The sequence below is a fragment of the Taklimakanibacter lacteus genome, from assembly GCA_003576695.1.
GTDB classification, from domain to species: Bacteria; Pseudomonadota; Alphaproteobacteria; order Rhizobiales; family Aestuariivirgaceae; genus Taklimakanibacter; species Taklimakanibacter lacteus.
In genome coordinates this window covers 261,513-285,275 of sequence record QOZQ01000006.1, presented here as the reverse complement: position 1 = coordinate 285,275, position 23,763 = coordinate 261,513, and the positions used below count along the sequence as shown (strand labels likewise).

Below are 23,763 nucleotides of genomic sequence, written 5' to 3'. Positions count from 1 at the left end.
CCGCAAGCCGCGTATATCGCGGGGAACCATGACCCACCATCCCGCCCATCTTGACGTCGACGCCGGACATCCGGGCCTCACACAAGTGCGCCAGCGCATCGCCAGCGCGGCAATCGACGCGGGACGGAGGCCTGAGGACGTCACCCTCGTGGCGGTCAGCAAGACCTTCGAGGCTTCCGCCATCGAGCCGGTGATCGCGGCCGGGCAGCGTGTCTTCGGCGAGAACCGCGTCCAGGAAAGCAAAGGCAAGTGGCCGGCGCTCAAGTCGCGCATACAAGGCATCAAGCTGCATCTCATCGGGCCGCTCCAGTCCAACAAAGCGGCGGAGGCGCTGGCGCTGTTCGACTGCATCCAGAGCCTCGATCGCGAGAAGCTGGCGCGCGTCCTGGCGGACGAGATCCAGCGCCAGGGCCGCTCGCCGGAGCTCTTCATCGAGATCAACAGCGGCGAGGAAGGCCAGAAGGCCGGCATCGCGCCCAGGGCGGCCGATCGCTTCATCGCCTTGTGCCGCGAGACCTATGGCCTCGGCATTGCCGGCCTGATGTGCATCCCGCCCGCCGATGAGGAGCCGGCGCTGCATTTCGCGCTGCTCGAGACCATCGCCCGGCGCAACGGCCTGAAAGGCCTCAGCATGGGGATGAGCGCCGATTTCGAGACCGCGATCCGCTTCGGCGCGACGCATGTGCGCATCGGCTCGGCGATCTTCGGCGAGCGGCACCAGAAGGTCGCATAGCCTCTATCCTCATTGAGAGGCGCGCCTGCCGTTAGTGAATCTCGAGGGTTGGTGAGTGGGTAGCGGATCAGTATGATTGTATCGGACGCTGACGTTCGCAATTATCGACATTCCATGCCATACCAGCAACATGGCAGGAAAATCGCCGAAAAGACCGAGAGACGCCAATGAACTGGCCAAGAGAATCGTGGACCTTGCAACCGGTGATGTGGTGGACAAGAAGCCACTCGCCAGCGCCCGCAAGGGCGGCATCAAGGGTTCTAAGGCTCGATACAGTGCGCTGACACCAGAGCATCGCTCAGAAATCGCGCGCGGCGCGGCTGCCGCCAGATGGAAAAAGGACAACGCCTAAGCAGCATCATCCTCACTGCGCTTGGCAGCCTCCAACTCCAACACGTCGTCTGTGAAGTCTAGGAAAAGCGGCAGAGGTTCCTCTAAGCGTGTCTCATTGAAATGATCTATGTCCATTTTCATTTGGTAACAGTCATTCACTATGCCACGACGCCTTTGGCTTAGCGACTTTTCCATGAAAGTTCGCGAAGCATTTTTGTCAATATCTGCCCAGATGCTGAGCTGGACACCCCCAATGTTTGTCGTGACAGAATGCTTTGCGCGATACCAACGCTTTCCATCAAACCGCTTTTGCGCCCGAGCACCTGCTGCGAGAGCTTCCTTGCACATTCGTCGTACGTCGCGAGGTTCTGGTGCATACAAGCCCTTGCTAAGCACCCAATCGGCAACCTCATCGAACGAAACCGGCTCCGGATTAACTTCATCGATATAACGATCCAAAATTTCGGCCATTCTGTCGTTTTTAGTCACCATTGCGCACCTCACAGGCTAGTTGCCGCAACTTGTCCCCATCCATCATAGATGGCGGTCTCCAACAAATATTTCCTAATCCGAACATGAAATTTGCGAAGCCACCGATAGTCGTCTTTTAGGTATTGGATTTGACCGACCGCAATTGATGGATGCGCCTCCATTAGTGCGGAAAATCCTACAACGTCTCGTTCGGAAATATACGGCGCTTTTCGCTTATAGAAAGAAAGAAGCTTATCGCGTGAATAGCAAAAGTTTAGCGCGGCAGAATTGGCCACTCGCTCGTCATCAGTGACATCGTCACCATCAGAGAGAGCCGATCCTTCTAGGTTGTCCAAGACACTCTTAGCTTTGCCGTGGCCCCGAATTACATGCTCAATTTCATGCCGCAACACGAGCCAAAAGTTATCCATGCGGTCATAAAAAGTAGACATCCCAATGACTGGTGTATCGTCATCCAACCACGTACAAACACCATCAATCTTGTCTTTATGCGCACTTGGTAGCGTCTCTGCTACAACGTAACGCACACCACACTCTAAAAGAATAGGCGGAACAAGCCGTACATCTTCCGGATCGAGAGTAAGCGTGCGAAGCTTGGCCAAGGCTGCTTCTAGCTTATGCCGAGAGTAGGTTGGCGCTTTTATTTGACGAGCAATTTGCCGAACGCGAAATAACCACGCTATCTGTTCGGCGGGGTCATTATCGTAGCTCGTACGTTTAGCTGCCCCAACAAGACTTCGCTTCGGGATTTCATCGAAAGAATCAGCTTCAAAAAACCTTGTAATCTGCAATTCGAATAGCGATTGGTCTGTCTTTTCAAGCCATCCTCTGTGGATCATTTCCCTAATTGGGAATAGGGCTTGGAGGTCGGCTCTTACTTTGATTGCAGGGTCAGGCTCGCGAGCCAGCCGAAGATCGTAGGAACTCTGCAAATTCGACCAGAGTTCAGCAGATGTGCCAAAGGCACCGCCAAGAGCCTTGGCCATTTCAGCAGTGATACCCTGCTTACCGGAAATCAACTTCGTTACAGTCTGCTCGGAATAACCCAGAATGTAAGCAAGATCGCGCTGAGACCAATTCCTAGCCTCCAATTCCTCTTTGATAAAGAAACCAGGAAGCTCAGCAAAGTTATCGAATACAGCAGTCATGATGTGAACCTCCTTCCCTCAGTGATAATCAGTAATAGCCACAATCACGACTTCGCGCGGATTGCAGCTCAGGTCGAATTCGAGAATCAATCTGTACTGGTCGTTCAATCTGATGGAGTACTGACCTTCTGAACCTTTCATTTTCTCGAAGTGGTTGCTTTTCATTGCCCTTAGATCGCGCTCGTCTTTGGCGTCTCGAATGAACCGAAGTTTTCTCCTAGCCGCCGCGATCACCGCGACCGGAAGGCCCGACTTGTGGGCTTGGTCCGTTTCCACCAATTCAGTCTCTTTTTTTGTATGCCTGACCTTCATCAGGCCCGTCTATCACAGCGTCATATATAGGTCAAACTATAATGAAAGTCATGCTTTAAACTGACCAATATGCTTGACTGCGGCGGTTTGACTCGGTATGTTCCTGCAAATGAATAGACTGACCAGAGAAGAGCGCATTCGCATTCTCCACCTGCTCTGTGAGGGGAATGGAATCCGCGCTGTCACCCGGCTGGCAGGGACAAGTAAGAATACAGTCGCAAAGCTCCTAGTCGATGCTGGGCAGGCTCTTGATATGTATCAGGACCGTGTTTTGCGTGGGCTGACCTGCCAGCGTGTGCAGCTCGATGAAATCTGGTCATTCGCTTGCGCAGAGCGATCCAACAGCAACGATACCTCTCCCAAGAATCCAAGTGACGTATGGACATGGGTCGCTATCGACGCTGACACCAAACTTGTGCCCACATGGTTTGTCGGGGATCGCTCATCTGATAGTGCCCGCCAATTCCTAGGAGATCTTGGCACGCGCGTCAGCGAACGGATGCACCTGACCAGTGATGGTCCAGGTTCCTATTTAAAGGCTGTCGATCACATCTTTGGGGAAGACATTGGCCACGCGGTCCTCGACAAGCACTATGGGCGTCCCGGTCAACCCACGCCAGAATCGCCGGAACGTTACCCCGGCCTCGCTGCATATGGTGGCGCGAAGCGCGAGGAAATGATCGGAAGCCTTGATCCGGCACTTATCAGAACATCATATGTCGAACGCCACACCACTACATCAAGGACAAGCACGCGCCGCCTCATGCGGTTGACCAACGCATTCTCAAAGAAAGTGGAAAGCTATTGCTACGCAATCGGGATGCACTTTGCCTACTACAATTTCGTGCGCATTCATGAGGCCCTACGCACTACGCCTGCGATGGCCGCGGGCGTCACTGACAGGCATTTCGAGATTGGCGATCTAATAACAGTGTTGGAAAATTGGGAGCGGTCAAACTGACTTGCTACCGATAGGTGCATCATCTTTACTCCCGCATCAGTCTCCGAGGCTGTCGATGGCTCGTGCTTCAGCAGAAGGCTGAATGTTACCACACCTTGATCCGGGTTTTCGGCCCGCACAACGCCAGCACCTTGCGCATGTCCTCAGGCGCTACCGCGACGCAGCCTGCGGTAGGCCCACCCCCGGGGTCGGCCAGGTGGAAGAACACGGCACTCCCAAGGCCTGAAATACGCGGACGCTCATTGTGACCCAGGATGACCACCACATCATAGAGATGGTCCTTGCGCCATAATTCCTCATGGCTTGCCGGATAGGGGAGTTTGACGGGACGGTTGTAATTGCGGTCGGTCACCGCATCGCACCAGCCGTCGTCCGGCGCCATGAAACGAAAAGGCAGCGCCGTCCGTAGCCATCCCCATGACTCCCGCCGCGCCAGAACCCGCCGCATCGGCCACAGGCCGCGCGGCGTCGCCCCATCGCCTTCGCGCTTCAGGAAGGCGAGGCCCGATCGGCCGAGCTTGCAGGGAACCCTCAGGTTACCGGCGATCAGAACCGCATCCCTCGCCCGGGGCGACAGGGCGCGAACATGGATCAGAGCGAGGGGTCGGTTCAGCACGGACGAGGGCTTTTCAAGGCGGGAACGGCCCCTTAAAACATCAAATGGGCACCGGGGCAATATAGCGGGAATAGCAGGTGTAAGCATGGCCATACGCATTCTCATCATCGATGACGATGATGTCTTGCGCGATACGCTGAAGGAACAATTCGCCCTGCACGACGAGTTCATCGTGGCCGAAGCCGCGACGGCGACGTCGGGCATCAAGTCGCTCAAGAGCGAGCCTGCCGATGTCGTCCTGCTCGATGTCAATCTCCCCGACATGGACGGACGCGAGGCCTGCAAGGCGATGCGGCGCAACGGCCACAAGGGGCCGGTCATCATGCTGACCGCGCAGACCTCCGATTCCGACACGATCCTCGGCCTCGATGCCGGGGCCAATGACTATGTCACCAAGCCGTTCCGCTTCGGCGTGCTGCTCGCCCGCATCCGGGCGCATCTGCGCCAGCACGAGCAGAGCGAGGACGCGGTCTTCCGGGTCGGGCCCTATACGTTCAAGCCCTCGGCCAAGCTCCTGGTGCGCGACGACGCCAAGAAGGTCCGCCTCACCGAGAAGGAGACCGCCATCATCAAGTTCCTGTACCGCGCCCAAGAGCAGGTGATCGGCCGCGATACGCTGCTGCATGATGTGTGGGGCTATAATGCCGGAGTCACCACCCATACGCTCGAGACCCATATCTACCGCCTGCGCCAGAAGATCGAGCGCGATCCCTCGCATGCGGAGATCCTGGTGACGGAAGCGGGCGGCTACAAGCTGGTGCCCTGACCGCAGAGCGGTCTTTTCCACTGCCTGCCGTGACGGACTTTTTCCCTTGATTCGGCCAACGTGATACTCAGGTAGATCAGGGTGATTCGCGTAAAGGGGTCTTTTCGCGAGGATGGGACCAACCTAGTGCTGCGTCTGCGGGCAACGCGCCGATCATGAGCGTCAGGACGAATGCCGAGAGCCTGAGACAGATTCCGCTGTTCGCGGATTGCGAACCCGCGCATCTGCAGGTCATGGCCTTTGCCAGCGAGCGGGCGGAATTCGCCGCCGGCCAGGATCTGTTCAAGGCCGGCGGCAAGGGATCTGCCGCCTATCTCCTGCTGGCCGGCGATGCCGATGTATGGGTCAGCAAAGGCGAGGAGCGCGTCCAGGTGGCGCTCGCCGGGCCCGGCGCCTTCCTGGGCGAGCTCGCCATGATCGCCGGCCTTCCCTATTCGGTGACCGTGACGGCGAAGACCCCGGTCACCGCCACCCGCATCAGCCGCGAGACCTTCATGCGCGTGGTGGAAGAATTTCCGGAATTCGGCAATCGCGTGATGGGGGTGCTGTCGCGCAAGCTTGCCGGCTCGATCAATGACTTCGACCGGATCCGTCATCTGTTCGAGAACGCCGCTTCATTCCCGCGCGGATAGGGCCGCCCGAGCGAGTTCCTTTTCCGATCCTGCTTTAAAGCTTCAGTGTCGCCATGACCGGCACGTGATCGGAGGGCTGCTTCCAGCCGCGCGCTTCGCGCAGGATCTCGATGCCCTGGCTGCGCCGGGCGAGATCGGGCGTCGTCCAGATGTGATCAAGCCTGCGGCCGCGATTGGACAGCTCCCAATCGTGTGCGCGGTAGCTCCACCAGGTATAGACCTTCTCTTCGGCCGGGATGTGCTGGCGGATGAGATCGACCCAGCCGCCGGCCTGTTGCGCCCGGGTGAGGCCGGTCGTCTCGACCGGCGTGTGGCTCACGATCTTCAGGAGCTGCTTGTGCGACCAGACATCGTTCTCGAGCGGCGCGATGTTGAGATCGCCGACGACGATGCCGTGATGCTTCTCGGGCACCGAGCCATTGCCGAACCAGTGCTCGAGCTCGGCGACGAAATCGAGCTTGTGGCCGAATTTCTCATTGATGGTGCGGTCGGGCTCGTCGCCGCCGGCCGGTACATAGAGATTGTGGACGATGATCGGGTCGCGCTCACCGATGACGGCGGCGATATGTCGGCAATCCTGCTTCTGGCAGAAGGAGCGTACCGCGATCCGGCTCAAGGGCAGGCGTGAGACGATGGCGACGCCGTGATAGCCGGCCTGGCCGGATTCGGCGATGTGGCCGTAGCCCAGCTCCTTGAGCGGGGCGGAGGGAAACTGGCCCTGTGGGCATTTGGTCTCCTGGAGGCACAGCACGTCAGGGGCGTGCTCCTGGAGCAGGCGGCAGACGAGGCCGATGCGCAGGCGCACCGAATTGATGTTCCAGGTGGCGACTTTAAGCTTTTGCATGGTGGCCGTCTTGCCCGGCGAAAAGGCAACAGGCAAGAGGGCAAAAAATTGGGCGCCCGGTTCGGGGTCCGGGCGCCCGGCGCCTCGTGCGCAATTGCGCCGGGAGGGGAAGACCGGCGCGTACAGCGGATCCAACACCTACAAGCGGGGGGGCGTGGGTGCGGATTTAGCCCGCCATACAGCTCAGTAGTTAGATAGTCCGTGTCCGGAATTCAATGCCCGGCCCAGTAACATTCGGGAGAGCAGATATGTTTATTTGCGAGGCTTAATGCGCGCAAACCATGTCACAAAAACTGCTTATTTGGCGTAAGGACTTGATTAGACGCGGAATCCCCTCAAAATGCCGTTTGGGCCCGGAAAACCTAGTTCTTTTTGTCCTTAAGCCGCCTGACCTCGATCTTGAACAATTTGGGATCGGGCTTGCCGCCGGCAACGATATTTTCCAGGGAAACTGTGGTGCGCCGGCCCTGGCCGTCGACGACCACCCATTGCTGCAACTCCTTGCGGCCGTCGTCATAGACGAGGATCAGATGGCCCGGCACCGTCTTCTTGCGGTCTTGCAAGGTGATGGTGGTAAGCCCCTCCTTGCTCTCGACACCGAGGATGTTGGCCTCTTTCAAGAGGTTGATGTCGTCATCGAGAACCAGGCGCAAAGGCGTCTGCGACAAGGGATATTCCTCGGCCTTGTCCTTGGCGCGGTTCTTGATCGTCACCCAGGTGCCGTCGGAAACGATGATGAAGGGATTGGGGGAGGCATATTCGAAGCGCATCTTGCCGGGCTTCGCCAGGACGAAAACGCCCTTGGAAACATTGCCCTTGGAGCTCACCTGGGTGAACTCGCCCCGCAGCGTGCGGAAACCCTGAATATAGTCGGCGACTTCCTTGACCTTGGCGGACTGGTCGGCCGTCAGGTCGACCGATCGCGCGGCGCCCGCGGGCCCGGCAATGGCGATCACCGCGCCCAAGGCTGCGGCGGCGGCAAGGCCGCGGAAATTCCTGCTGAAGAGCTGCATCACGATGAGTTCCTTTGCCGTTATTGTTGGCGCATCGGGTTATCCGAAAACCGCCATGCACTTTTTCGGCCCGATGAGCTTGGCCGTCTTCCCCCAACAAGGGGGCGCTTTTGCGGCACTCCTTACGCACCGTACCATCCGTAGAATCAACTCTTTCCGCATCGGCTGCCGGTCAATCCCTTGCGCTGTCGCCCGGAACCAGAATCTCGCGCTTGCCCGTGGCGTTGGCCGACGAGATCAGGCCTTCCTTCTCCATGCGCTCGATCAGGCTCGCCGCCTTGTTATAGCCGATCTGCAGGCGGCGCTGGATATAGCTGGTCGAAACCTTCTTGTCGCGCAGCACCACGGCAACCGCCTGGTCATAGAGCTCATCACCTGAGCCGCCGCCCTCGCCGCCCATGCCGCCGCTGCCCGGCTCGCCATAGCCTTCCTCGGGCTCCTCGGTGACCGCCTCCACATATTCAGGCGCCCCCTGCTTCTTGAGCGAGCGCACGATCTTCTCGACCTCGTCATCGGAGACGAAGGGACCGTGCAGGCGCGAGATGCGCCCGCCACCCGCCATATAGAGCATGTCGCCCTGGCCTAAGAGCTGCTCGGCGCCCTGCTCGCCCAGGATGGTGCGGCTGTCGATCTTGGACGTCACCTGGAAGGAAATACGGGTCGGGAAATTGGCCTTGATCGTGCCGGTGATGACATCGACCGAGGGACGCTGGGTCGCCATCACGACATGGATGCCGGCGGCGCGCGCCATCTGCGCCAGGCGCTGCACCGCGCCTTCGATGTCCTTGCCGGCCACCATCATGAGGTCGGCCATCTCATCGATGATGACGACGATATAGGGCATCGCCGACATGTCCATTTCCTCGCGCTCGAAGATCGGTTCGCCCGATTCGGGATCGAAGCCGGTCTGCACCGTGCGCGACATCGCCTGACCCTTCTCGCGCGCCTGCTCGAGCCTGGCATTGAAGCCGTCGATATTACGCACGCCGACCTTCGACATCTTGCGATAGCGGTCCTCCATCTCGCGCACCGCCCATTTGAGCGCGACCACGGCCTTGCGCGGATCGGTGACGACGGGAGCGAGCAGATGTGGGATGCCCTCATAGACGGAAAGCTCGAGCATCTTGGGGTCGATCATGATCAGCTTGCAGCGATCGGGCGTGTGCCGATAGAGCAGCGACAGGATCATGGTGTTGATGCCGACCGACTTGCCGGAGCCGGTGGTGCCGGCGATGAGCAGATGCGGCATGCGGGCGAGATCGGCGAAGACCGGCTCGCCGCCGATATTCTTGCCGAGCGCCATCGCCAGATTCTGGTTGGTCTTCTCGAAGGCTTCCGAGCCCAGGAGCTCGCGCAGGTAGACCGTCTCGCGCTTGGGGTTCGGCAGCTCGATGCCGATGGCGTTGCGGCCCGACACCACCGCGACGCGCGCCGATACGGCGCTCATCGAGCGGGCAATATCGTCGGCCAGGCTGATGACGCGCGACGACTTGATGCCGGGCGCGGGCTCGAGCTCATAAAGCGTCACCACCGGGCCCGGGCGCACATTGACGATCTGGCCCCTGACGCCGAAATCCTCGAGCACGCCCTCAAGGGCGCGCGCATTCTGCTCCAGCACCTCGGGCGACAATTCGACGGCGCGGTTGTTCTTCTTGGGTTCGGCCAGAAGCGTCAAGGAGGGCAATTCGAAATCATCGGCCGAGCGCTGCTTCCTGGGCTTGGCCTGCTTGATGGCCTGGGTGGCGCGGGCACTCACCCGGCGCGGCGCGGCTTCCTCGTCCTCCGCCTCTTCGCCCGCCTCTTCTTCCTCGGCTTCGTCGCCTTCCATCTCGACGTCGATGTCCTCGTCGGCTTCGGCGGAAGGCAGCTTGAGCCAGGGCGGATTTTCCTGCGCCTGCGCCTTCCCCTTCGCCTTGCGGTCGAGCCGGGGCTCGACGCGTCCGGTCTTGCGGGTGGCTTTGTCCTGCGCGGCGCGGAAGGCTTTGTCCTGCGCCTTCAGCTGACGCAGCATGCGCCAGCGCTGATGCAGGCTGCGCAGCAGGGCCCACAGCGCGGCGGCGCCCCAGCGAATGTAATAGCCGAGCGCCGCCGAAAGCGCGCCGTCTGAGCGCGAATATCCAGCCGCCGTGGCGCCGGTCATGACGGCGGTGCAGCCGAACAGGGCAGCGGCGACGATCGAGGCGAAGAAGCCCTTGAAGCCCAGATTGAGCACCGCCAGCACCGCGGATTTGAGCACCTCGCCGGCCTGGCCGCCGAAGCCGGCCTCGAGCGCGAAGGCCTCAGGCGGCGGAATCATGGCGAGAAAGGCCGACAGGGCGAAGGCGAAGAGGATCCAGGCAAAGAAGGAGCGCACCGGGCGGATGACCGGATGATGCGTCATCAGCCGCATGCTCCACAGAAGCGGCAGCGCGATGACGGCGATCACGCCCATGCCGAAGAGCTGCATGAGCTGATCGGAAATGACGGCGCCCGGGAAGCCTAAGAGATTCTGCGGCTCGCCATCGATGGCGCGGTTGAGCGAAGGATCGGTGGGCGACCAGGTGGCGAGCGCCACGCCCACCGCGACGCATAGCGCGAAACACAGGAAGCCCAGAAACTCCATCAGGCGATTGCGCAGGAAACGGCGTATGGCCGCCGGTACCGCACCGTCGTCGGTGTCGATTGGGTGCTCAATTGCCATGCGTCGGCCCGCCATTGGAACCCCGTCTGTCGCGATAAGGAATAGTTAACGGGGAGTCTGGCGGGACGTGGTTAAATCCGCGTTAAGTCGTGCTGTTCGGGCGTGGGAGGCGCATAAAAAAGGCGGAGCCTTTCGGCTCCGCCCGGACAATCCGAAGGTGGGATTCGGACCGGCTAGTTGTAGGCGCGCTCGCCATGGGACGAGATGTCGAGGCCTTCGCGCTCCTCGGCCTCCGAGACCCTGAGGCCGGTGACGGCCTTGCAGATCATCAGCGCCAGGAAGCTGACGACACCTGACACGACGACGGCGGTGAGGACGGCGACGATCTGCGCCGTCATCTGCGTTCCGAAGGCATATTCGGCCACCTTGGTGGAGGTGTCGGTGGCGAGATAATCGGTGACGCCCATGCCGCCCAGGGCCGGGTTGACGAAGATGCCGGTCAGGAGCGCGCCGACGATGCCGCCAACGCCATGGACGCCGAAGACGTCGAGCGAGTCGTCATAGCCGAACTTGGCCTTGAGCCAGACCACCGCCCACAGGCAGACGAGGCCGGCGATGAGGCCGATGACGATGGCAGCACCGGGGCCGACCCAGCCGCAAGCCGGCGTGATGGCGACGAGGCCGGCGATGGCGCCCGAAGCCGCGCCGAGCAAGCTCGGATGGCCGCGCGTCACCCATTCGCCGAAGATCCAGGCAAGGGCCGCCGCACCCGTGGCGATCGTCGTGTTGAGGACGACGAGGGCGGTGAGGCCGTTGGATTCGAGATTCGAGCCGGCATTGAAACCATACCAGCCGACCCAGAGCAGCGAGGCGCCGATGAGGGTGAGCGTCAGGCTGTGCGGCGCCATGGCGTCCTTGCCATAGCCGACGCGCTTGCCGAGCACGAGGCAGCAGACGAGGCCGGCAATGCCGGCATTGATGTGCACGACAGTTCCGCCGGCGAAGTCGATGGCGCCCCAATTGAAGAGCCAGCCATTGGAGGCGTTCACAGCGCTCGCGTAATCGCCGAAGACGACGGCCTTGGCGGCGTCATCGGTCGCCGCGGCGAGACGGCTGAGGAAGTCGGTGGCGGCTTGTTCGCCGACCGCCGCCTTCACCGCGTCGATATTGTCGGCGCTCAGCGTGAAAGCGTCCGGCCCCGCCCACCACCAGACCATATGGGCCATCGGCAGATAGGCGAAGGTGAACCACAGAACGAGGAAAAGCAGGATGGCCGAGAACTTCATGCGCTCGGCGAAAGCGCCGACGATGAGGGCGGGCGTGATCGCCGCGAAGGTGAGCTGGAACATCACGTAAGTGAGCTCCGGCACATAGGTCTCCTTGGAGAAGGTCGCGGCCATGGTGTTGATGTCGACACCCGCCAGGAAGAATTTCGACAGGCCGCCGAAGAAGGCGGTGCCGTTGGTGAAGGCGATCGAATAGCCGTAGATGACCCAGAGGATCCCGATCAGCGAGAAGCAGATGAAGACCTGGGTCAGGACCGAGAGCACGTTCTTGGCGCGCACCAGGCCGCCATAGAAGAGGGCGAGGCCCGGTATGGTCATCAGGATGACGAGGATGGTGGCGACCAGCATCCAGGTGGTGTCGCCCTTGTTGATGGTTGCCGCGGCCTGCGCGGTTCCCACCGGCAGCAGGGCCGCCAGCCCGGCGCCCAGACCGAGCAGACCTGCCTTGCGGCGTGAGAAATCACTGAGTGTCATTGCAATGTCCTTCATTTTGAATAGGTCACAGCGCATCATTGCCGCTTTCGCCGGTGCGGATGCGTACCGCCTGCTCGAGCGGGAGCACGAAGATCTTGCCGTCACCGATCTGGCCGGTTTCGCCGGATTTGCGGATGGTTTCGATGACGCGCGGCGCCAGCGTCGAATCGACGGCGATCTCGATCTTGACCTTGGGCACGAAACTGACGGCGTATTCAGCGCCGCGATAGAACTCGGTATGACCGCCCTGGCGGCCGTGCCCCTTCACCTCGGTGACGGTGACCCCCTGGATACCGATGCCGGCCAGGGCCTCGCGGACCTCGTCCAGCTTATGTGGTTTGACGATGGCAATAATATACTTCATGCGCCCATCTCCCTGATGTTGCAGCGCAACGGATAAAACAAGATTTGTGCCAGATTCCGAATTCTGCCTATCCTTTTGATAGACTGTGATATTTTTTGGATGACCAGGAGTCACTCAGTCGTCATATGCCTAAGGTTCATGCAGAATCTCACAATTGCCTAGAATATAGGCAAAACTGCCGGCTTGACGATCCACGCCAGAGCTGGCTTTTCCTCTCCCATGGAAAAAGCCGACATCGTGATCGCCGGTGCCGCCCTGAACGGGCTTGCGGCAGCGGTGGCGCTTGCCGGGCCCAAGGCGATCCGCCCCCTCGATATCCTCGTCCTCGACCAGGCCGACCCGACCAAATTCGCGCGCGACAGCTTCGATGGCCGCGCTTCCGCCATCACCGCTTCATCCCGGCGGATGCTGGAAGCGCTCGGTCTGTGGGATGAGATCAGGGTGCATGCCGAGGCAATGCGCGAGATCATCGTCACCGATGCCAAGCCCGGCGCGCAAGCGCGTCCGGCCTTGCTGCATTTCGGCGAAGAGGACCATGGCGGCGACGCCTCGGCCTTCATGGTCGAGAACCGCCATCTCTATGGCGCGCTGCTCGATATGGCGCGGGCATCGCCGGCGATCCGGCTCATGACGAACACACGCATCACGGCCTATCGTTTCGGCCCCGGCCTGGCGCGGCTCGCGACCGACACGAATGAAGAGGCCAGGGCTTCGCTCGTCGTCGCCGCCGACGGGCGCGCATCGCCGGCCCGCAAGGCGGCGCATATCGATACCTATGGCTGGTCCTATGACCAGGTGGGCATCGTCACCACCGTCCAGCATGAAAGATCGCATCGCGGCCGCGCCGAGGAGCATTTCCTGCCCTCCGGCCCCTTCGCTATCCTGCCCTTGCCCGGCAACCGCAGCTCGCTGGTGTGGACAGAGCGCAGCCAGGACGCCAAACGCATCATGGCGCTCGATGATGAGGCCTTCCTCGCCGAACTGGCACGCCGTTTTGGCGGTCATCTGGGCGAGCTCACTGTGGTTGGACCCCGTCACGCCTATCCCCTCTCGATGCAGATCGCCCAGTCCTTCGTCGGCGAGCGCCTCGCCCTCATCGGCGATGCGGCGCATGTCATCCATCCGATCGCTGGCCTCGGCTTCAATCTGGGCCTGCGTGACGTGGCGGCTTTGGCCGAGAGCATTTCAGAAGCGGTCAAGCTCGGGCTCGATCCGGGCTCTGCCTCGGTGCTCGCCGCTTACGAGCGCTGGCGGCGCTTCGACACGGTGATGACGGCGGTGGCGACCGACGGGCTGACCCGGCTCTTCTCCAACGATAATCCCGGACTGCGGGCCATCCGGGGCCTCGGCCTGCGCGCCGCCGGCAGTGTCGGGGCGCTGAAAGGTTTCTTCATGCGGGAAGCGGCCGGCGAGACCGGACGGCTGCCGAAGCTGCTGCAGGGCGAGGCGGTCTGACTCCAACCGTCATTCTGGCGAAGGCCACTATCATATGCACACAATTCATCCTTCCCCCGCGAAGCGCGGGGAAGGTGGCGCGAAGCGCCGGATGGGGGTCGGGCAATGGACGAACTCAACGGAGTCGAAAACTGATGTCTCAGCGTTGAGATCATTGGGCTTGCGCAAATCATCGACAAAAGTCTCGCGGCACAACCCCATCCGACTACCCGGCCGAGGCCGGGCCGGGTAGCCACCTTCCCCGCAAGGGGGAAGGATGAATTGGGTGAATCCTACAGCGGCGAAAACCGGGATGCATTGTAAAATTGCAACGGCTGTGCTATCCGCGCAACGACAATGACCAATGTTCAGTTACAGGGGGACCTATGAGATTTCGCTTTCGGCTCACTCCATTGATTGCCGTCGCCATCCTTACAACAGCTTCGCTTTCTCCGGCATCGGCGGCCGGCCAATGCACCGCCGCTCAGGGGCGTGAATTCGGCTCGCTGCTGAGGCAGCTCAACACCAACCTTTATCGCTTTCAGAATGCCAGGATCAAAGATACCTGCAGGGCCGGCAGGCCGCTGATGACCTCACTTCGCAGGGTCAATTCATGGGTTCAGCGACATCCCAAATGCACGATGGCAACGGGGCGCGATCGCTCCCGGGCCCGCAAAATGAATTCCCTGATTTCGCGTGCATCAGCCGAATTCCGTCGCGCCTGCGGTCGCTGAAGCCGGCGAGGCGGTGTTACGGATTGCCGCCGATCCCGGTGGAGGCGGATTCGCCGAAGCCCGTCGTAAAGGAATCCGCGACAAGGGAACTGAACCCGGCCAATTCGGGGGCAAGGCCTAGCGCCTTCACCAGATGTGTGTGCCTATCGAAAGCGGAGACATATTCCTCGGATCTCAAAATGAACTCCGTCGCCTCGATATTTGGCGAGGCGAAGGCCTCGCACAATATGTGCGCATGCCCGCCAATAGGGCCTTTGGAGACATCGGGACGGGAATCATACGCATCGATCGGCGTTCCGTTCTTGAAGAGCCAATATATCAGGACGTCATCGTCGAGATTTATGACCACGAAAACCACGGCATTCAAGCTGGCCGACAGCATCTTGGCAAGATCAAGCGGGGCTTCTTTTCCCAGCGAGTTGCAGTCTTTGTCATAGACGACCACCACTCCACCGGATGCAGTCGAGACCATGGCCTTGCGACCCGCCAGAAGGTCGCCGATTTTCTTGCGGTCAGTTGCCCGTATTGTGTGAGTTACATAGGTACTGCCCATCGCCGTCCCCGGCTGTTGGTGAGACCCTAGAACAATCCGGCAATCTGGCCCTTGGCGTCAAGGCCGATCGTCTCGGCCGAGGGCACCTTGGGCAGGCCCGGCATGGTCATGATGTCACCGCAGATGACGACGATGAACTCGGCGCCTGCCGACAATCTGACCTCGCGGATCGGCACCACGTGGTTGGAGGGCGCACCTTTGAGATTGGGGTCGGTCGAGAAGGAATATTGCGTCTTGGCCATGCAGATCGGGAATTTGCCGTAGCCTTGCGCCTCATAGGCCTTGAACTGGTCGCGCACCGCCTTGTCGGCGACGATGTCGTCGGCGCGGTAGATCTCGCGCGCGATGGTCTTGACCTTGTCCCATAGCGGCATGGCGTCGTCATAGATCGGGTGGAACTGGCTTGAGCCCTTGTCGGCGAGCGCCGACACATGCCTGGCCAGCGCCTCGGTGCCCTTGCCGCCATCGGCCCAGTGGGTGCATTTGAAGCCTTCGACGCCGTGATCGCGGCAAAAATCGACGATGGCCTGCACCTCGGCATCGGTGTCGGTGACGAAGTGGTTGACCGCGACCGCGATCGGCACGCCGAACTTCTTCACATTCTCGATATGGCGGCCGAGATTGGCGAGGCCCTTCTTCAGCGCCTCGACATTCTCTTTCTTCAGGTCCTCCTTGGCAACGCCGCCATGCATCTTGAGGGCGCGCACCGTGGCGACGATGACCGTCGCGTCGGGATGGAGGCCGGCCTTGCGGCATTTGATGTCGAAGAACTTCTCGGCACCGAGATCGGCGCCGAAGCCCGCTTCGGTGACGACATAGTCGGCGAGCTTGAGGGCGGCCTTGGTCGCCATCGCCGAATTGCAGCCATGGGCGATATTGGCGAAGGGACCGCCATGGACGAAGGCCGGGTTGTTCTCGAGCGTCTGCACCAGGTTGGGCAGGAGCGCGTCCTTGAGCAGCACCGTCATGGCGCCCGCCGCCTTGATGTCCTTGGCCAGCACCTGGCCCTTGTCGCGCTTGTGGCCGATGACGATCTGGCCGATGCGGCGCTCGAGATCCTCGATCGAGGTGGACAGGCAGAGGATCGCCATGATCTCGGAAGCGACCGTGATGTCGAAGCCCGCCTCGCGCGGGAAGCCATTGGCGACTCCGCCCAGCGAGCAGACGATCTCGCGCAGCGCCCGGTCATTCATGTCCATCACGCGGCGCCAGGAAATGCGGCGCGTGTCGAGGCCGAGCTCATTGCCCCAGTAGATGTGATTGTCGATCATCGCCGACAGGAGATTGTGGGCGGCGGTGATGGCGTGGAAGTCGCCGGTGAAATGGAGATTGATGTCCTCCATCGGCACGATCTGGGCATAGCCGCCGCCGGCAGCACCCCCCTTCATGCCGAAGCAGGGCCCGAGCGAAGGCTCGCGCAGGCAGATCATCGCCTTCTTGCCGATGCGGTTGAGGCCGTCGCCGAGGCCGACGGTGGTGGTCGTCTTGCCTTCACCGGCGGGCGTCGGATTGATGGCGGTGACCAGGATGAGCTTGCCGTCCTTCTTCTTGGAGAGGCCGGAAATATAATCCAGCGACAGCTTCGCCTTGGTGTGGCCATAGGGGATCAGGTCTTCCGCCGGGATGCCGAGCTTCTTGCCGATCTCGAGGATCGGTTTCATCTTCGCTTCGCGGGCGATCTCAATGTCGCTCTTGACGGTAGCCATGATCATTCCTCCCAGCCTCAGATACGAGAACGGAGCGAACAATAGACAGGCGCAAATCGCAAGGCGATAGCGAAACGGCATCCTTTGGCGGATTGCGACACTCTGGCCAGGAAGATGCGGGCGGGCTAAACGGAGCCATGCGCAATTTCCAAATCCCCGGCCGCTCGGTCGCCTATGGCACCCAGGGCATGGCCGCAACGTCTTCACCCCTGGCGACAATTTCGGCATTGGATGTCCTGCGCCAGGGCGGCAATGCAGTTGACGCCGCGATCACCGCATCCGCTGTCCTGTGCATCACCGAACCGCATATGACCGGCATCGGCGGCGACTGCTTCGCGCTCATCGGAAAGAGCGATGGCACGATAGAGGGCATCAATGGTTCCGGCCGCGCCTCCAGCCGGGCCGATGCGGACTGGCTCAAGGCGGCGCGCCTGTCGTCGATCGAACCGCGCAGCGTGCATGCCGTCACCGTGCCGGGCGCCATCGATGCCTGGGCGGCGCTGCTCGCGCGTCACGGCACGATGGATCTCAGGGAAGCTCTTCAGCCGGCGATCCGCCTCGCCGAAGCGGGTGTTGCGACGACGCCCCGGGTCGCCTTCGACTGGGCGCAGGATGTTGCCGATCTCGCGGGCGATGAAGGTGCGCGCCTGCATTATCTGAGAGACGGCCGTTCGCCCGTCGAAGGCGAGGTGATGTGCTATCCGGCCCTGGCACGCACCCTGAAGCTGATCGCCGCTGAGGGACGCGATGGCTTCTATGCGGGCGAGGTCGCGGATGAGATCGTCACGCATCTCGAGGCGCGCGGCGGTCTCCTCAGCCAAGACGATTTCGCCGGCACGCAAGCGAGCTGGGTCGAGCCCATCGGCATCGACTATGCCGGCGTCGAGCTCGTCGAAATTCCGCCCAATGGCCAGGGCCTCACCGTGCTCATCGCCCTCAACATCCTCAAGCGTTTCGATATGGCCAGGTATGGCGAAGCGAGCGTCGAGCGCTACCATCTGCAGATCGAGGCGCTCAAGCTCGCCTGGGTGCTGCGCAACCGGCATATCGCCGATCCCGACTTCATGGCGGTAGCGCCGGAAAGCCTGCTCGGCGACACCATGGGCGAAACGCTCGCCGCCCGGATCGACATGAAGCGCGCCGGCAGCGATCCTGAGAGGCAGCTCAAAATGCCGGGATCCGACACGGTCTATCTCACTGTCGCGGACCGAGACGGTATGGCCGTCTCCTTCATCAATTCGATCTATTGGAGCTTCGGCTCCGGCATCGTGACACCCAAGTCCGGCATCGCTCTGCAGAATCGCGGCGCCAATTTCGTCACCTCGCTTGGCCATCCCAACTGCATCGGCCCCGGCAAGCGGCCCCTGCATACGATCATCCCGGCGATGGTGCGCAGAAAGGGCAAGATCGACATGTCCTTTGGCGTCATGGGCGGGGCATACCAGCCGATGGGCCATGTCGGCGTCATGCTCAACCGCTATGTCTATGGCCAGGATGTACAGACGGCGCTCGATTTCCCGCGGCTCTTCCCGCAGGAAGGCCGCGTCGAGGTCGAGGCCGGCATTGATCCCTCGGTCAGGAAAGGCCTTGCCGGCTTTGGGCACGAGCTCATCGATGCGGCGGAGCCCCTGGGCGGCGGTCAGGCCATACTCTTCGACCGCACGCATAATGTGCTCGCCGGCGGGTCAGACTTCCGCAAGGATGGCCTGGCGCTCGGGCTCTGATTGCCCGATTGAAACAAACAAGCTCGTTTTTTAGTTATTTACCAATTGGCCAGTAGGCTGGGATGGGGCAGTCCTACTGGCTTTTTCCCGATCTGTTTGTATTCTGCGTTTACGAGCTCGGAGGCCAATTGAGCGAATCACCGTCACGGTCACCCGCATTCGAACCCGGCAAGGGCGGCGAGGACAGGAACCTTGCCCAGCCTTCGCCGGTCGAGTCGCTGCAGCGCGTCATCAGCGCTGAAGAGCTCGAGCGGGTGCGCAAGGCGGTGCTGGCGGTCGGCGAGGCGGCCTATCACTGGGTGATCGAATCGGACGAGATCTTCTGGAGCGCCAATGCGCCCGAGATCCTGCATTGCCCGGGGCCGCGGCTTTCCACCGGTCGCGCTTATGCGGCCCTCCTCGATGTCGACAATTTCACCACCCGCTATGACGCGGTGATGCGCACCGTCTACAAGGACGAAGGCGAGGGCATTCCCTACCAGATCGAATATCTGTTCCGGCCCGATGGCAAGAGCGGCAAGACCTCCTACTGGCTGGAAGACACCGGACGCTGGTATGCCGGCGCCGACGGACGTCCGGCGGAAGCCTTCGGCATCGTCAGGCGTATCGACGACCGGCATTCGCGCGACCAGCAGCTCAACTTCCTCGGCAACTGCGATCCCCTGACCGGCATGATGAATCGTGGCCGCATGGCCGAGGCGCTGGAAGAGGCGATCATCGCGGCCGACCGGGAAGGCGTCGCCCGTGCCTTCGTCATCGCCGGCATCAACAATCTCGCCGTCGTCAACGACGCCTATGGCTTCGAGGTAGCCGACGACGTCATCATCGCGGTCGGGCGCCGGCTCAAGAACGTGGTGCGCGCCGGCGATCCGATCGCGCGCTATTCGGGCAGCAAATTCGCCGTCATCATCAACAACTGCAACGAGACGGAGCTGCGCCACGCGGCGGAGCGGTTCCTGGAAGTGGCGCGCGAGAGCGTGATCGAGACCGAGCACGGGCCGGTCTGGGCCATGCTGTCGATCGGAGCGATCATCCTGCCCGGGCATGCGGCCGACGCCAATACCGCGATGGCGCGCGCCGAAGAGGCGCTGACCGAAGCCAAGCGCATGCCGTCCGACGGCTTCATCATCTACAAGCCGTCACAGAAGCTCATCTCGGAGCGCAGCATCAATGCGCGCGCCGCGCACGAGATCGTCGCCTGCCTCAAGGAAGACCGCTTCAAGCTCGCCTTCCAGCCGATCGTCGATGCGACATCGAAGGACGTCGTCATGCATGAAGCGCTGCTGCGCATGGCGGATGAAAGGGGCGACATGATCGCCGCGGCGCATCTGATCCCGATCGCCGAGAAATTGGGCCTGGTGCGCCTTATCGACCGAACGGTGGCGCAGCTCACCGTCTCGACACTGCTCGCCTATCCGCAAGCCCATCTCACCTTCAACGTCTCCGGCATCACCGCGACCGATCCGCGCTGGTTCGGACAGCTGACCGAGATCCTGAAAACCCACCGCGAGGTGACGCCAAGGCTCACCGTCGAGATCACCGAGACGGTGGCGCTGGGCGATCTCGACGAGACGGTGCGCTTCACCTCGGCGCTGCGCGATCTCGGCTGCCGCGTGGCGATCGATGATTTCGGCGCCGGCTACACCTCGTTCCGCAATCTCAAGGCGCTCAATGTCGACATCCTCAAGCTCGACGGGTCGTTCTGCGCCAATTTGACGGAAAACCCGGAAAACCAGTATTTCGTCCGCTCACTGATCGATATGGCGCGCAAGTTCGAGCTCAAGACCGTCGCGGAATGGGTCGAGACGCCGGAAGACGCCGATTTCCTGCGCCAATGGGGAGCGGATTATCTGCAGGGCAACCTGTTCGGCAAGGCCTCGCTCGACATTCCCTGGCCGGGAGAAGACGCCGGCGAGAAGATCGAGCCGCACAAGCCCGAGGCCGAAAGCCGGACCGCGGCGCCCGAGCCGGCAAGCGAAATGCCGCAGCCACAGACACCACCACCTCCTGCCGAAGAACGGGCCAGCGTCCCGTTCTATCCGGATGAGGATGAAGAACCGGATATCTCGCGCCTGCGCATGGCCATCGACGCGCTCAATGCGCAGTTCCGAAGAGGACGGGGATAATCGATACCGTCATCCCGGCGAAAGCCGGGACCCATTAAAATGCCGAGACGTGATCAGCGCTGCCCAGGTTTCACTTATTCAGGGGGTCCCGGCTTTCGCCGGGATGACGATAATCACTTCCCGCCGGCGATGGCGTCGATCTTGCGCTGCATCGCGGAGAGCTGGTCCTTGAGCGCCTGAAGATCGTCCTTGCCGCCCGAGGAGGCGGCGGATTCGCGCGGCTTGGCCGGCTCCTGGGGTTTCGGCTGCTGCTGGCCGGCCATGGCGGCGGTGAAGGGGTTGAACATGCGCATGGCGTCATGGAACATCGCCATGTTGCGCTCGGTCTGCTCCTGCATCGCCTTGAACGGATCGGCGCCCCAGATCTCGGCCAGCTGCTGGCGCAATTTGTCCTGCTCCTTGGTGAGCGATTCCAGCGACATTTCGAGATAGCCCGGCACGAAAGCCTGCATGCTGTCGCCATAGAAGCGGATGAGCTGGCGCAGGAATTTTATCGGGAGCAGATTCTGGCCCTTGCCCTCTTCCTCGAAGATGATCTGGGTCAGGACCGGGCGGGTGATGTCCTCGCCGGACTTGGCGTCATAGACGACGAAATCCGTGCCCTTCTTCACCATGTCGGCGAGGTCGTCGAGGGTCACATAGGTGCTGGTGGCGGTATTGTAGAGACGCCGGTTCGCATACTTCTTGATGACGACCGCATTGGCGGTGGTGGCTGATGCTGCTTCGCCGGTCAACTCAGTCTCCCTTGCTTCTTCCGTGTTGCCTGCCGGCAATCTCTGTCTTGATCAAAAGGTGCGCCGTGCGGTGCACAATTGCAAGTGCAAAAAGAAACACCAGGTTTAATCAAACCGCCAATTGCAACGCCCGGGATAGTCGGGCTTAATGGCCCACAACTCACGAACCGGAGACTTCCTTTCATGGCAAATTCTGAGAATTCCGTCGTCATCGTCTCGGCCGCGCGGACCCCTGTCGGCTCCTTCAACGGGGCGCTTTCCGGCGTCACCGCCCATGCCTTGGGAGCGGTCGCCCTCAAGGCCGCCATGGCGCGCGCCAAGGTCGATCCGAAGGAGGTCGACGAGGTCATTCTGGGCCAGATCCTGACGGCAGGGCAGGGGCAGAACCCGGCCCGCCAGGCCTCGATCGGCGCCGGCATCCCGGTCGAAAGCCCGGCCTGGAGCGTCAACCAGCTGTGCGGCTCGGGCCTCAGGGCGGTGGCGCTGGGCCTGCAGCAGATCGCCAATGGCGATGCCAAGGTGGTGGCGGCCGGCGGCCAGGAATCGATGTCGCTCGCGCCGCATTGCCAGCATCTGCGCAATGGCGTGAAGATGGGCGACTTCCAGATGATCGACACGATGATCAGGGACGGCCTGTGGGACGCCTTCAATGGCTATCACATGGGCAACACGGCCGAGAATGTCGCGCGCCAGTGGCAGATCACCCGCGACACGCAGGACAGTTTCGCGGTGGCCTCGCAGAACAAGGCGGAAGCGGCCCAGAAGGCCGGCAAGTTCAAGGACGAGATCGCGCCCGTGACGGTCGCCTCGCGCAAGGGCGACATCGTCGTCGACCAGGACGAATATATCCGCCATGGCGCCACCGTAGATCAGCTCACCAAGCTCAAGGCGGTGTTCCAGAAGGACGGCACCGTGACGCCCGGCAATGCGTCCGGCATCAATGACGGCGCCGCCGCCGTCATCCTGATGAGCGCCAAGGATGCCGAGAAGCGCGGGCTCGAGCCTCTGGCGCGCATCGTCTCCTGGGCGCATGCCGGCGTCGATCCGGCGATCATGGGATCGGGCCCGATCCCGGCATCGCGGGCGGCGCTCAAGAAGGCGGGCTGGAAGGTCGAGGATCTCGACCTCGTCGAGGCCAATGAGGCCTTCGCCGCGCAGGCCTGCGCCGTCAACAAGGACATGGGCTGGTCGAGCGATATCGTGAATGTGAATGGCGGCGCCATCGCCATCGGCCATCCGATCGGCGCGTCGGGGGCGCGCGTCCTGGTGACGCTCCTGCATGAGATGGGCAAGCGCAAGGCGAAGAAGGGCCTCGCCACCTTGTGCATCGGCGGCGGCATGGGCATCGCGATGTGCGTCGAGCGGGCATAGATCCGCGGGCGCGCGAGGTGAATCAAGTGAAGAACGGGGAGGAACCATGGGTCGAGTTGCGGTCGTAACCGGCGGAACACGCGGCATCGGCGCCGCCATCGCGAAGGCGCTCAGAGATGAGGGCCACAAGGTGGTGGCGAGCTATGCCGGCAATGACGAGGCGGCGAACAAGTTCAAGGCCGATACCGGCATCGCGGTCCGGAAGTGGGATGTGGGCAATTACGAAGCCTGCGCCTCGAATCTCAAGGCCATCGAGGCCGAGCTTGGGCCGGTCGACATCCTCATCAACAATGCCGGCATCACCAAGGACGGCATGTTCCACAAGATGACGGCCGACCAGTGGTACCAGGTCATCAACACCAATCTCAACTCGCTGTTCAACATGTGCCGGCCGGTGATCGAAGGCATGCGCGAGCGCGGTTTCGGGCGCATCGTCAACATCTCCTCGATCAACGGGCAGAAGGGCCAGATGGGGCAGGTGAACTATTCCGCCTCCAAGGCCGGCGACATCGGCTTCACCAAGTCGCTCGCCCAGGAGAATGCCCGGAAGGGCATCACCGTCAATGCCGTGTGCCCGGGCTATATCGCGACCGAGATGGTGATGGCGGTGCCGAAAGAGGTGCTGGAGAAGTCGGTGATCCCGCAGATTCCGGTCGGGCGCCTCGGCCAGCCCGAGGAAGTGGCGCGCTGCGTCGTCTTCCTCACCTCCGACCAGGCGGGCTTCATCACCGGCTCGGTGCTGACCGTCAATGGCGGGCAGTATATGATCTAGCTCTCTGCCTCCAAT

The 23,763-nt window shown here is 61.6% G+C and carries 22 protein-coding genes; 10 read left to right on the top strand and 12 right to left on the bottom strand.

Features of this window, described 5'->3' with window-relative positions; genetic code table 11:
• Positions 1-28 precede the first annotated feature (28 nt).
• Complete coding sequence (locus tag DT068_RS14310; protein WP_119390520.1) at positions 29-733, top strand: YggS family pyridoxal phosphate-dependent enzyme; 705 nt, start codon at positions 29-31, stop codon at positions 731-733.
• Positions 734-809: 76 nt separating this feature from the next.
• A complete protein-coding gene (locus tag DT068_RS14305) occupies positions 810-1,085 on the top strand; it encodes a histone H1 (protein WP_368904725.1) in 276 nt (91 codons plus the stop codon).
• Here DT068_RS14305 and DT068_RS14300 read toward each other — a convergent pair.
• From DT068_RS14300 to DT068_RS14290, 3 genes are read right to left on the bottom strand one after another with little or no spacing between them, the layout of a single operon-like run.
• Positions 1,082-1,558, bottom strand: coding sequence for a hypothetical protein (locus DT068_RS14300; protein WP_119390519.1), 477 nt, complete (start codon positions 1,556-1,558; stop codon positions 1,082-1,084). The genes DT068_RS14305 and DT068_RS14300 overlap by 4 nt on opposite strands.
• An 8-nt stretch (positions 1,559-1,566) precedes the next feature.
• Positions 1,567-2,706 carry a HigA family addiction module antitoxin gene (locus tag DT068_RS14295; RefSeq protein WP_119390518.1) on the bottom strand — a complete coding sequence of 380 codons (1,140 nt, stop codon included), beginning with the start codon at positions 2,704-2,706 and terminating at the stop codon, positions 1,567-1,569.
• A gap of 18 nt (positions 2,707-2,724) precedes the next feature.
• On the bottom strand, positions 2,725-3,018 hold the full coding sequence (locus DT068_RS14290) for a type II toxin-antitoxin system RelE/ParE family toxin (protein WP_119390517.1): 294 nt from the start codon (positions 3,016-3,018) through the stop codon (positions 2,725-2,727).
• A 109-nt stretch (positions 3,019-3,127) separates the two neighbouring features.
• Here DT068_RS14290 and DT068_RS14285 point away from each other — a divergent pair, with 109 nt between their 5' ends.
• A complete protein-coding gene (locus tag DT068_RS14285) occupies positions 3,128-3,979 on the top strand; it encodes a helix-turn-helix domain-containing protein (protein WP_119390648.1) in 852 nt (283 codons plus the stop codon).
• An 85-nt stretch (positions 3,980-4,064) separates the two neighbouring features.
• Here the strand turns inward: DT068_RS14285 and DT068_RS14280 are convergent, their stop codons facing one another.
• Positions 4,065-4,595, bottom strand: a complete 531-nt coding sequence (locus DT068_RS14280) for a L,D-transpeptidase family protein (RefSeq protein WP_368904724.1) — start codon at positions 4,593-4,595, stop codon at positions 4,065-4,067.
• 85 nt (positions 4,596-4,680) lie between these two features.
• Here DT068_RS14280 and DT068_RS14275 point away from each other — a divergent pair, with 85 nt between their 5' ends.
• Positions 4,681-5,361: a response regulator transcription factor gene (locus DT068_RS14275; RefSeq protein WP_119390515.1), complete on the top strand. Its 681-nt coding sequence runs from the start codon at positions 4,681-4,683 to the stop codon at positions 5,359-5,361.
• 155 nt (positions 5,362-5,516) lie between these two features.
• Complete coding sequence (locus DT068_RS14270) at positions 5,517-5,993, top strand: Crp/Fnr family transcriptional regulator (RefSeq protein ID WP_119390514.1); 477 nt, start codon at positions 5,517-5,519, stop codon at positions 5,991-5,993.
• A 34-nt stretch (positions 5,994-6,027) separates the two neighbouring features.
• On the opposite strand, the gene DT068_RS14265 is transcribed toward DT068_RS14270, so the two are convergent.
• The 5 genes from DT068_RS14265 to DT068_RS14245 all read right to left on the bottom strand — a co-directional run bounded on the left by DT068_RS14265 (position 6,028) and on the right by DT068_RS14245 (position 12,594).
• On the bottom strand, positions 6,028-6,837 hold the full coding sequence (locus DT068_RS14265) for an exodeoxyribonuclease III (RefSeq protein WP_119390513.1): 810 nt from the start codon (positions 6,835-6,837) through the stop codon (positions 6,028-6,030).
• A 362-nt stretch (positions 6,838-7,199) separates the two neighbouring features.
• Entirely contained in the window at positions 7,200-7,850 is a 651-nt protein-coding gene (locus DT068_RS14260; protein ID WP_119390512.1) for a LolA family protein, read from the bottom strand.
• Positions 7,851-8,022: 172 nt separating this feature from the next.
• Positions 8,023-10,530: a DNA translocase FtsK gene (locus DT068_RS14255; protein ID WP_162914196.1), complete on the bottom strand. Its 2,508-nt coding sequence runs from the start codon at positions 10,528-10,530 to the stop codon at positions 8,023-8,025.
• Positions 10,531-10,703: 173 nt separating this feature from the next.
• On the bottom strand, positions 10,704-12,230 hold the full coding sequence (locus DT068_RS14250; protein WP_119390510.1) for an ammonium transporter: 1,527 nt from the start codon (positions 12,228-12,230) through the stop codon (positions 10,704-10,706).
• A 25-nt stretch (positions 12,231-12,255) separates the two neighbouring features.
• On the bottom strand, positions 12,256-12,594 hold the full coding sequence (locus DT068_RS14245) for a P-II family nitrogen regulator (protein ID WP_119390509.1): 339 nt from the start codon (positions 12,592-12,594) through the stop codon (positions 12,256-12,258).
• Positions 12,595-12,813: 219 nt separating this feature from the next.
• On the opposite strand from DT068_RS14245, the gene DT068_RS14240 reads away from it, so the two are divergent.
• Positions 12,814-14,049, top strand: coding sequence for an FAD-dependent monooxygenase (locus DT068_RS14240; protein WP_119390508.1), 1,236 nt, complete (start codon positions 12,814-12,816; stop codon positions 14,047-14,049).
• A gap of 729 nt (positions 14,050-14,778) precedes the next feature.
• Here the strand turns inward: DT068_RS14240 and DT068_RS14230 are convergent.
• Both DT068_RS14230 and DT068_RS14225 read right to left on the bottom strand, forming a co-directional pair.
• A complete protein-coding gene (locus DT068_RS14230; RefSeq protein WP_162914194.1) occupies positions 14,779-15,315 on the bottom strand; it encodes a hypothetical protein in 537 nt (178 codons plus the stop codon).
• Between the two features lie 26 nt (positions 15,316-15,341).
• A complete protein-coding gene (locus DT068_RS14225) occupies positions 15,342-17,021 on the bottom strand; it encodes a formate--tetrahydrofolate ligase (protein WP_119390647.1) in 1,680 nt (559 codons plus the stop codon).
• A gap of 137 nt (positions 17,022-17,158) precedes the next feature.
• On the opposite strand from DT068_RS14225, the gene DT068_RS14220 reads away from it, so the two are divergent.
• The gene (locus DT068_RS14220; protein ID WP_119390505.1) at positions 17,159-18,745 is read left to right on the top strand and encodes a gamma-glutamyltransferase family protein; all 1,587 of its coding nucleotides are present in this window, start codon (positions 17,159-17,161) and stop codon (positions 18,743-18,745) included.
• Between the two features lie 128 nt (positions 18,746-18,873).
• Positions 18,874-20,871 carry a putative bifunctional diguanylate cyclase/phosphodiesterase gene (locus DT068_RS14215; RefSeq protein WP_162914193.1) on the top strand — a complete coding sequence of 666 codons (1,998 nt, stop codon included), beginning with the start codon at positions 18,874-18,876 and terminating at the stop codon, positions 20,869-20,871.
• 113 nt (positions 20,872-20,984) lie between these two features.
• On the opposite strand, the gene phaR is transcribed toward DT068_RS14215, so the two are convergent.
• Complete coding sequence (gene phaR, locus DT068_RS14210) at positions 20,985-21,605, bottom strand: polyhydroxyalkanoate synthesis repressor PhaR (protein ID WP_119390503.1); 621 nt, start codon at positions 21,603-21,605, stop codon at positions 20,985-20,987.
• A 183-nt stretch (positions 21,606-21,788) separates the two neighbouring features.
• Here phaR and DT068_RS14205 point away from each other — a divergent pair, with 183 nt between their 5' ends.
• Together DT068_RS14205 and phbB are read left to right on the top strand one after the other, a co-directional pair.
• Positions 21,789-22,976: an acetyl-CoA C-acetyltransferase gene (locus tag DT068_RS14205; RefSeq protein ID WP_119390502.1), complete on the top strand. Its 1,188-nt coding sequence runs from the start codon at positions 21,789-21,791 to the stop codon at positions 22,974-22,976.
• A gap of 46 nt (positions 22,977-23,022) precedes the next feature.
• Positions 23,023-23,748, top strand: a complete 726-nt coding sequence (gene phbB, locus DT068_RS14200; RefSeq protein ID WP_119390501.1) for an acetoacetyl-CoA reductase — start codon at positions 23,023-23,025, stop codon at positions 23,746-23,748.
• The last annotated feature ends 15 nt before the right edge of the window (positions 23,749-23,763 follow it).

Excerpts from the sequence above, each read along its gene's own strand:
- DT068_RS14300 (WP_119390519.1), bottom strand. The coding sequence starts at position 1,558 with ATGGTGACTAAAAACGACAGAATGGCCGAAATTTTGGATCGTTATATC.
- DT068_RS14255 (WP_162914196.1), bottom strand. The coding sequence starts at position 10,530 with ATGGCAATTGAGCACCCAATCGACACCGACGACGGTGCGGTACCGGCG.
- DT068_RS14245 (WP_119390509.1), bottom strand. The coding sequence starts at position 12,594 with ATGAAGTATATTATTGCCATCGTCAAACCACATAAGCTGGACGAGGTC.
- DT068_RS14285 (WP_119390648.1), top strand. The coding sequence starts at position 3,128 with ATGAATAGACTGACCAGAGAAGAGCGCATTCGCATTCTCCACCTGCTC.
- DT068_RS14260 (WP_119390512.1), bottom strand. The coding sequence starts at position 7,850 with ATGCAGCTCTTCAGCAGGAATTTCCGCGGCCTTGCCGCCGCCGCAGCC.
- DT068_RS14250 (WP_119390510.1), bottom strand. The coding sequence starts at position 12,230 with ATGACACTCAGTGATTTCTCACGCCGCAAGGCAGGTCTGCTCGGTCTG.
- DT068_RS14220 (WP_119390505.1), top strand. The coding sequence starts at position 17,159 with ATGCGCAATTTCCAAATCCCCGGCCGCTCGGTCGCCTATGGCACCCAG.
- DT068_RS14240 (WP_119390508.1), top strand. The coding sequence starts at position 12,814 with ATGGAAAAAGCCGACATCGTGATCGCCGGTGCCGCCCTGAACGGGCTT.
- DT068_RS14295 (WP_119390518.1), bottom strand. The coding sequence starts at position 2,706 with ATGACTGCTGTATTCGATAACTTTGCTGAGCTTCCTGGTTTCTTTATC.
- DT068_RS14265 (WP_119390513.1), bottom strand. The coding sequence starts at position 6,837 with ATGCAAAAGCTTAAAGTCGCCACCTGGAACATCAATTCGGTGCGCCTG.
- DT068_RS14205 (WP_119390502.1), top strand. The coding sequence starts at position 21,789 with ATGGCAAATTCTGAGAATTCCGTCGTCATCGTCTCGGCCGCGCGGACC.
- DT068_RS14290 (WP_119390517.1), bottom strand. The coding sequence starts at position 3,018 with ATGAAGGTCAGGCATACAAAAAAAGAGACTGAATTGGTGGAAACGGAC.
- phbB (WP_119390501.1), top strand. The coding sequence starts at position 23,023 with ATGGGTCGAGTTGCGGTCGTAACCGGCGGAACACGCGGCATCGGCGCC.
- DT068_RS14310 (WP_119390520.1), top strand. The coding sequence starts at position 29 with ATGACCCACCATCCCGCCCATCTTGACGTCGACGCCGGACATCCGGGC.
- DT068_RS14275 (WP_119390515.1), top strand. The coding sequence starts at position 4,681 with ATGGCCATACGCATTCTCATCATCGATGACGATGATGTCTTGCGCGAT.
- DT068_RS14225 (WP_119390647.1), bottom strand. The coding sequence starts at position 17,021 with ATGGCTACCGTCAAGAGCGACATTGAGATCGCCCGCGAAGCGAAGATG.
- DT068_RS14270 (WP_119390514.1), top strand. The coding sequence starts at position 5,517 with ATGAGCGTCAGGACGAATGCCGAGAGCCTGAGACAGATTCCGCTGTTC.
- DT068_RS14230 (WP_162914194.1), bottom strand. The coding sequence starts at position 15,315 with ATGGGCAGTACCTATGTAACTCACACAATACGGGCAACTGACCGCAAG.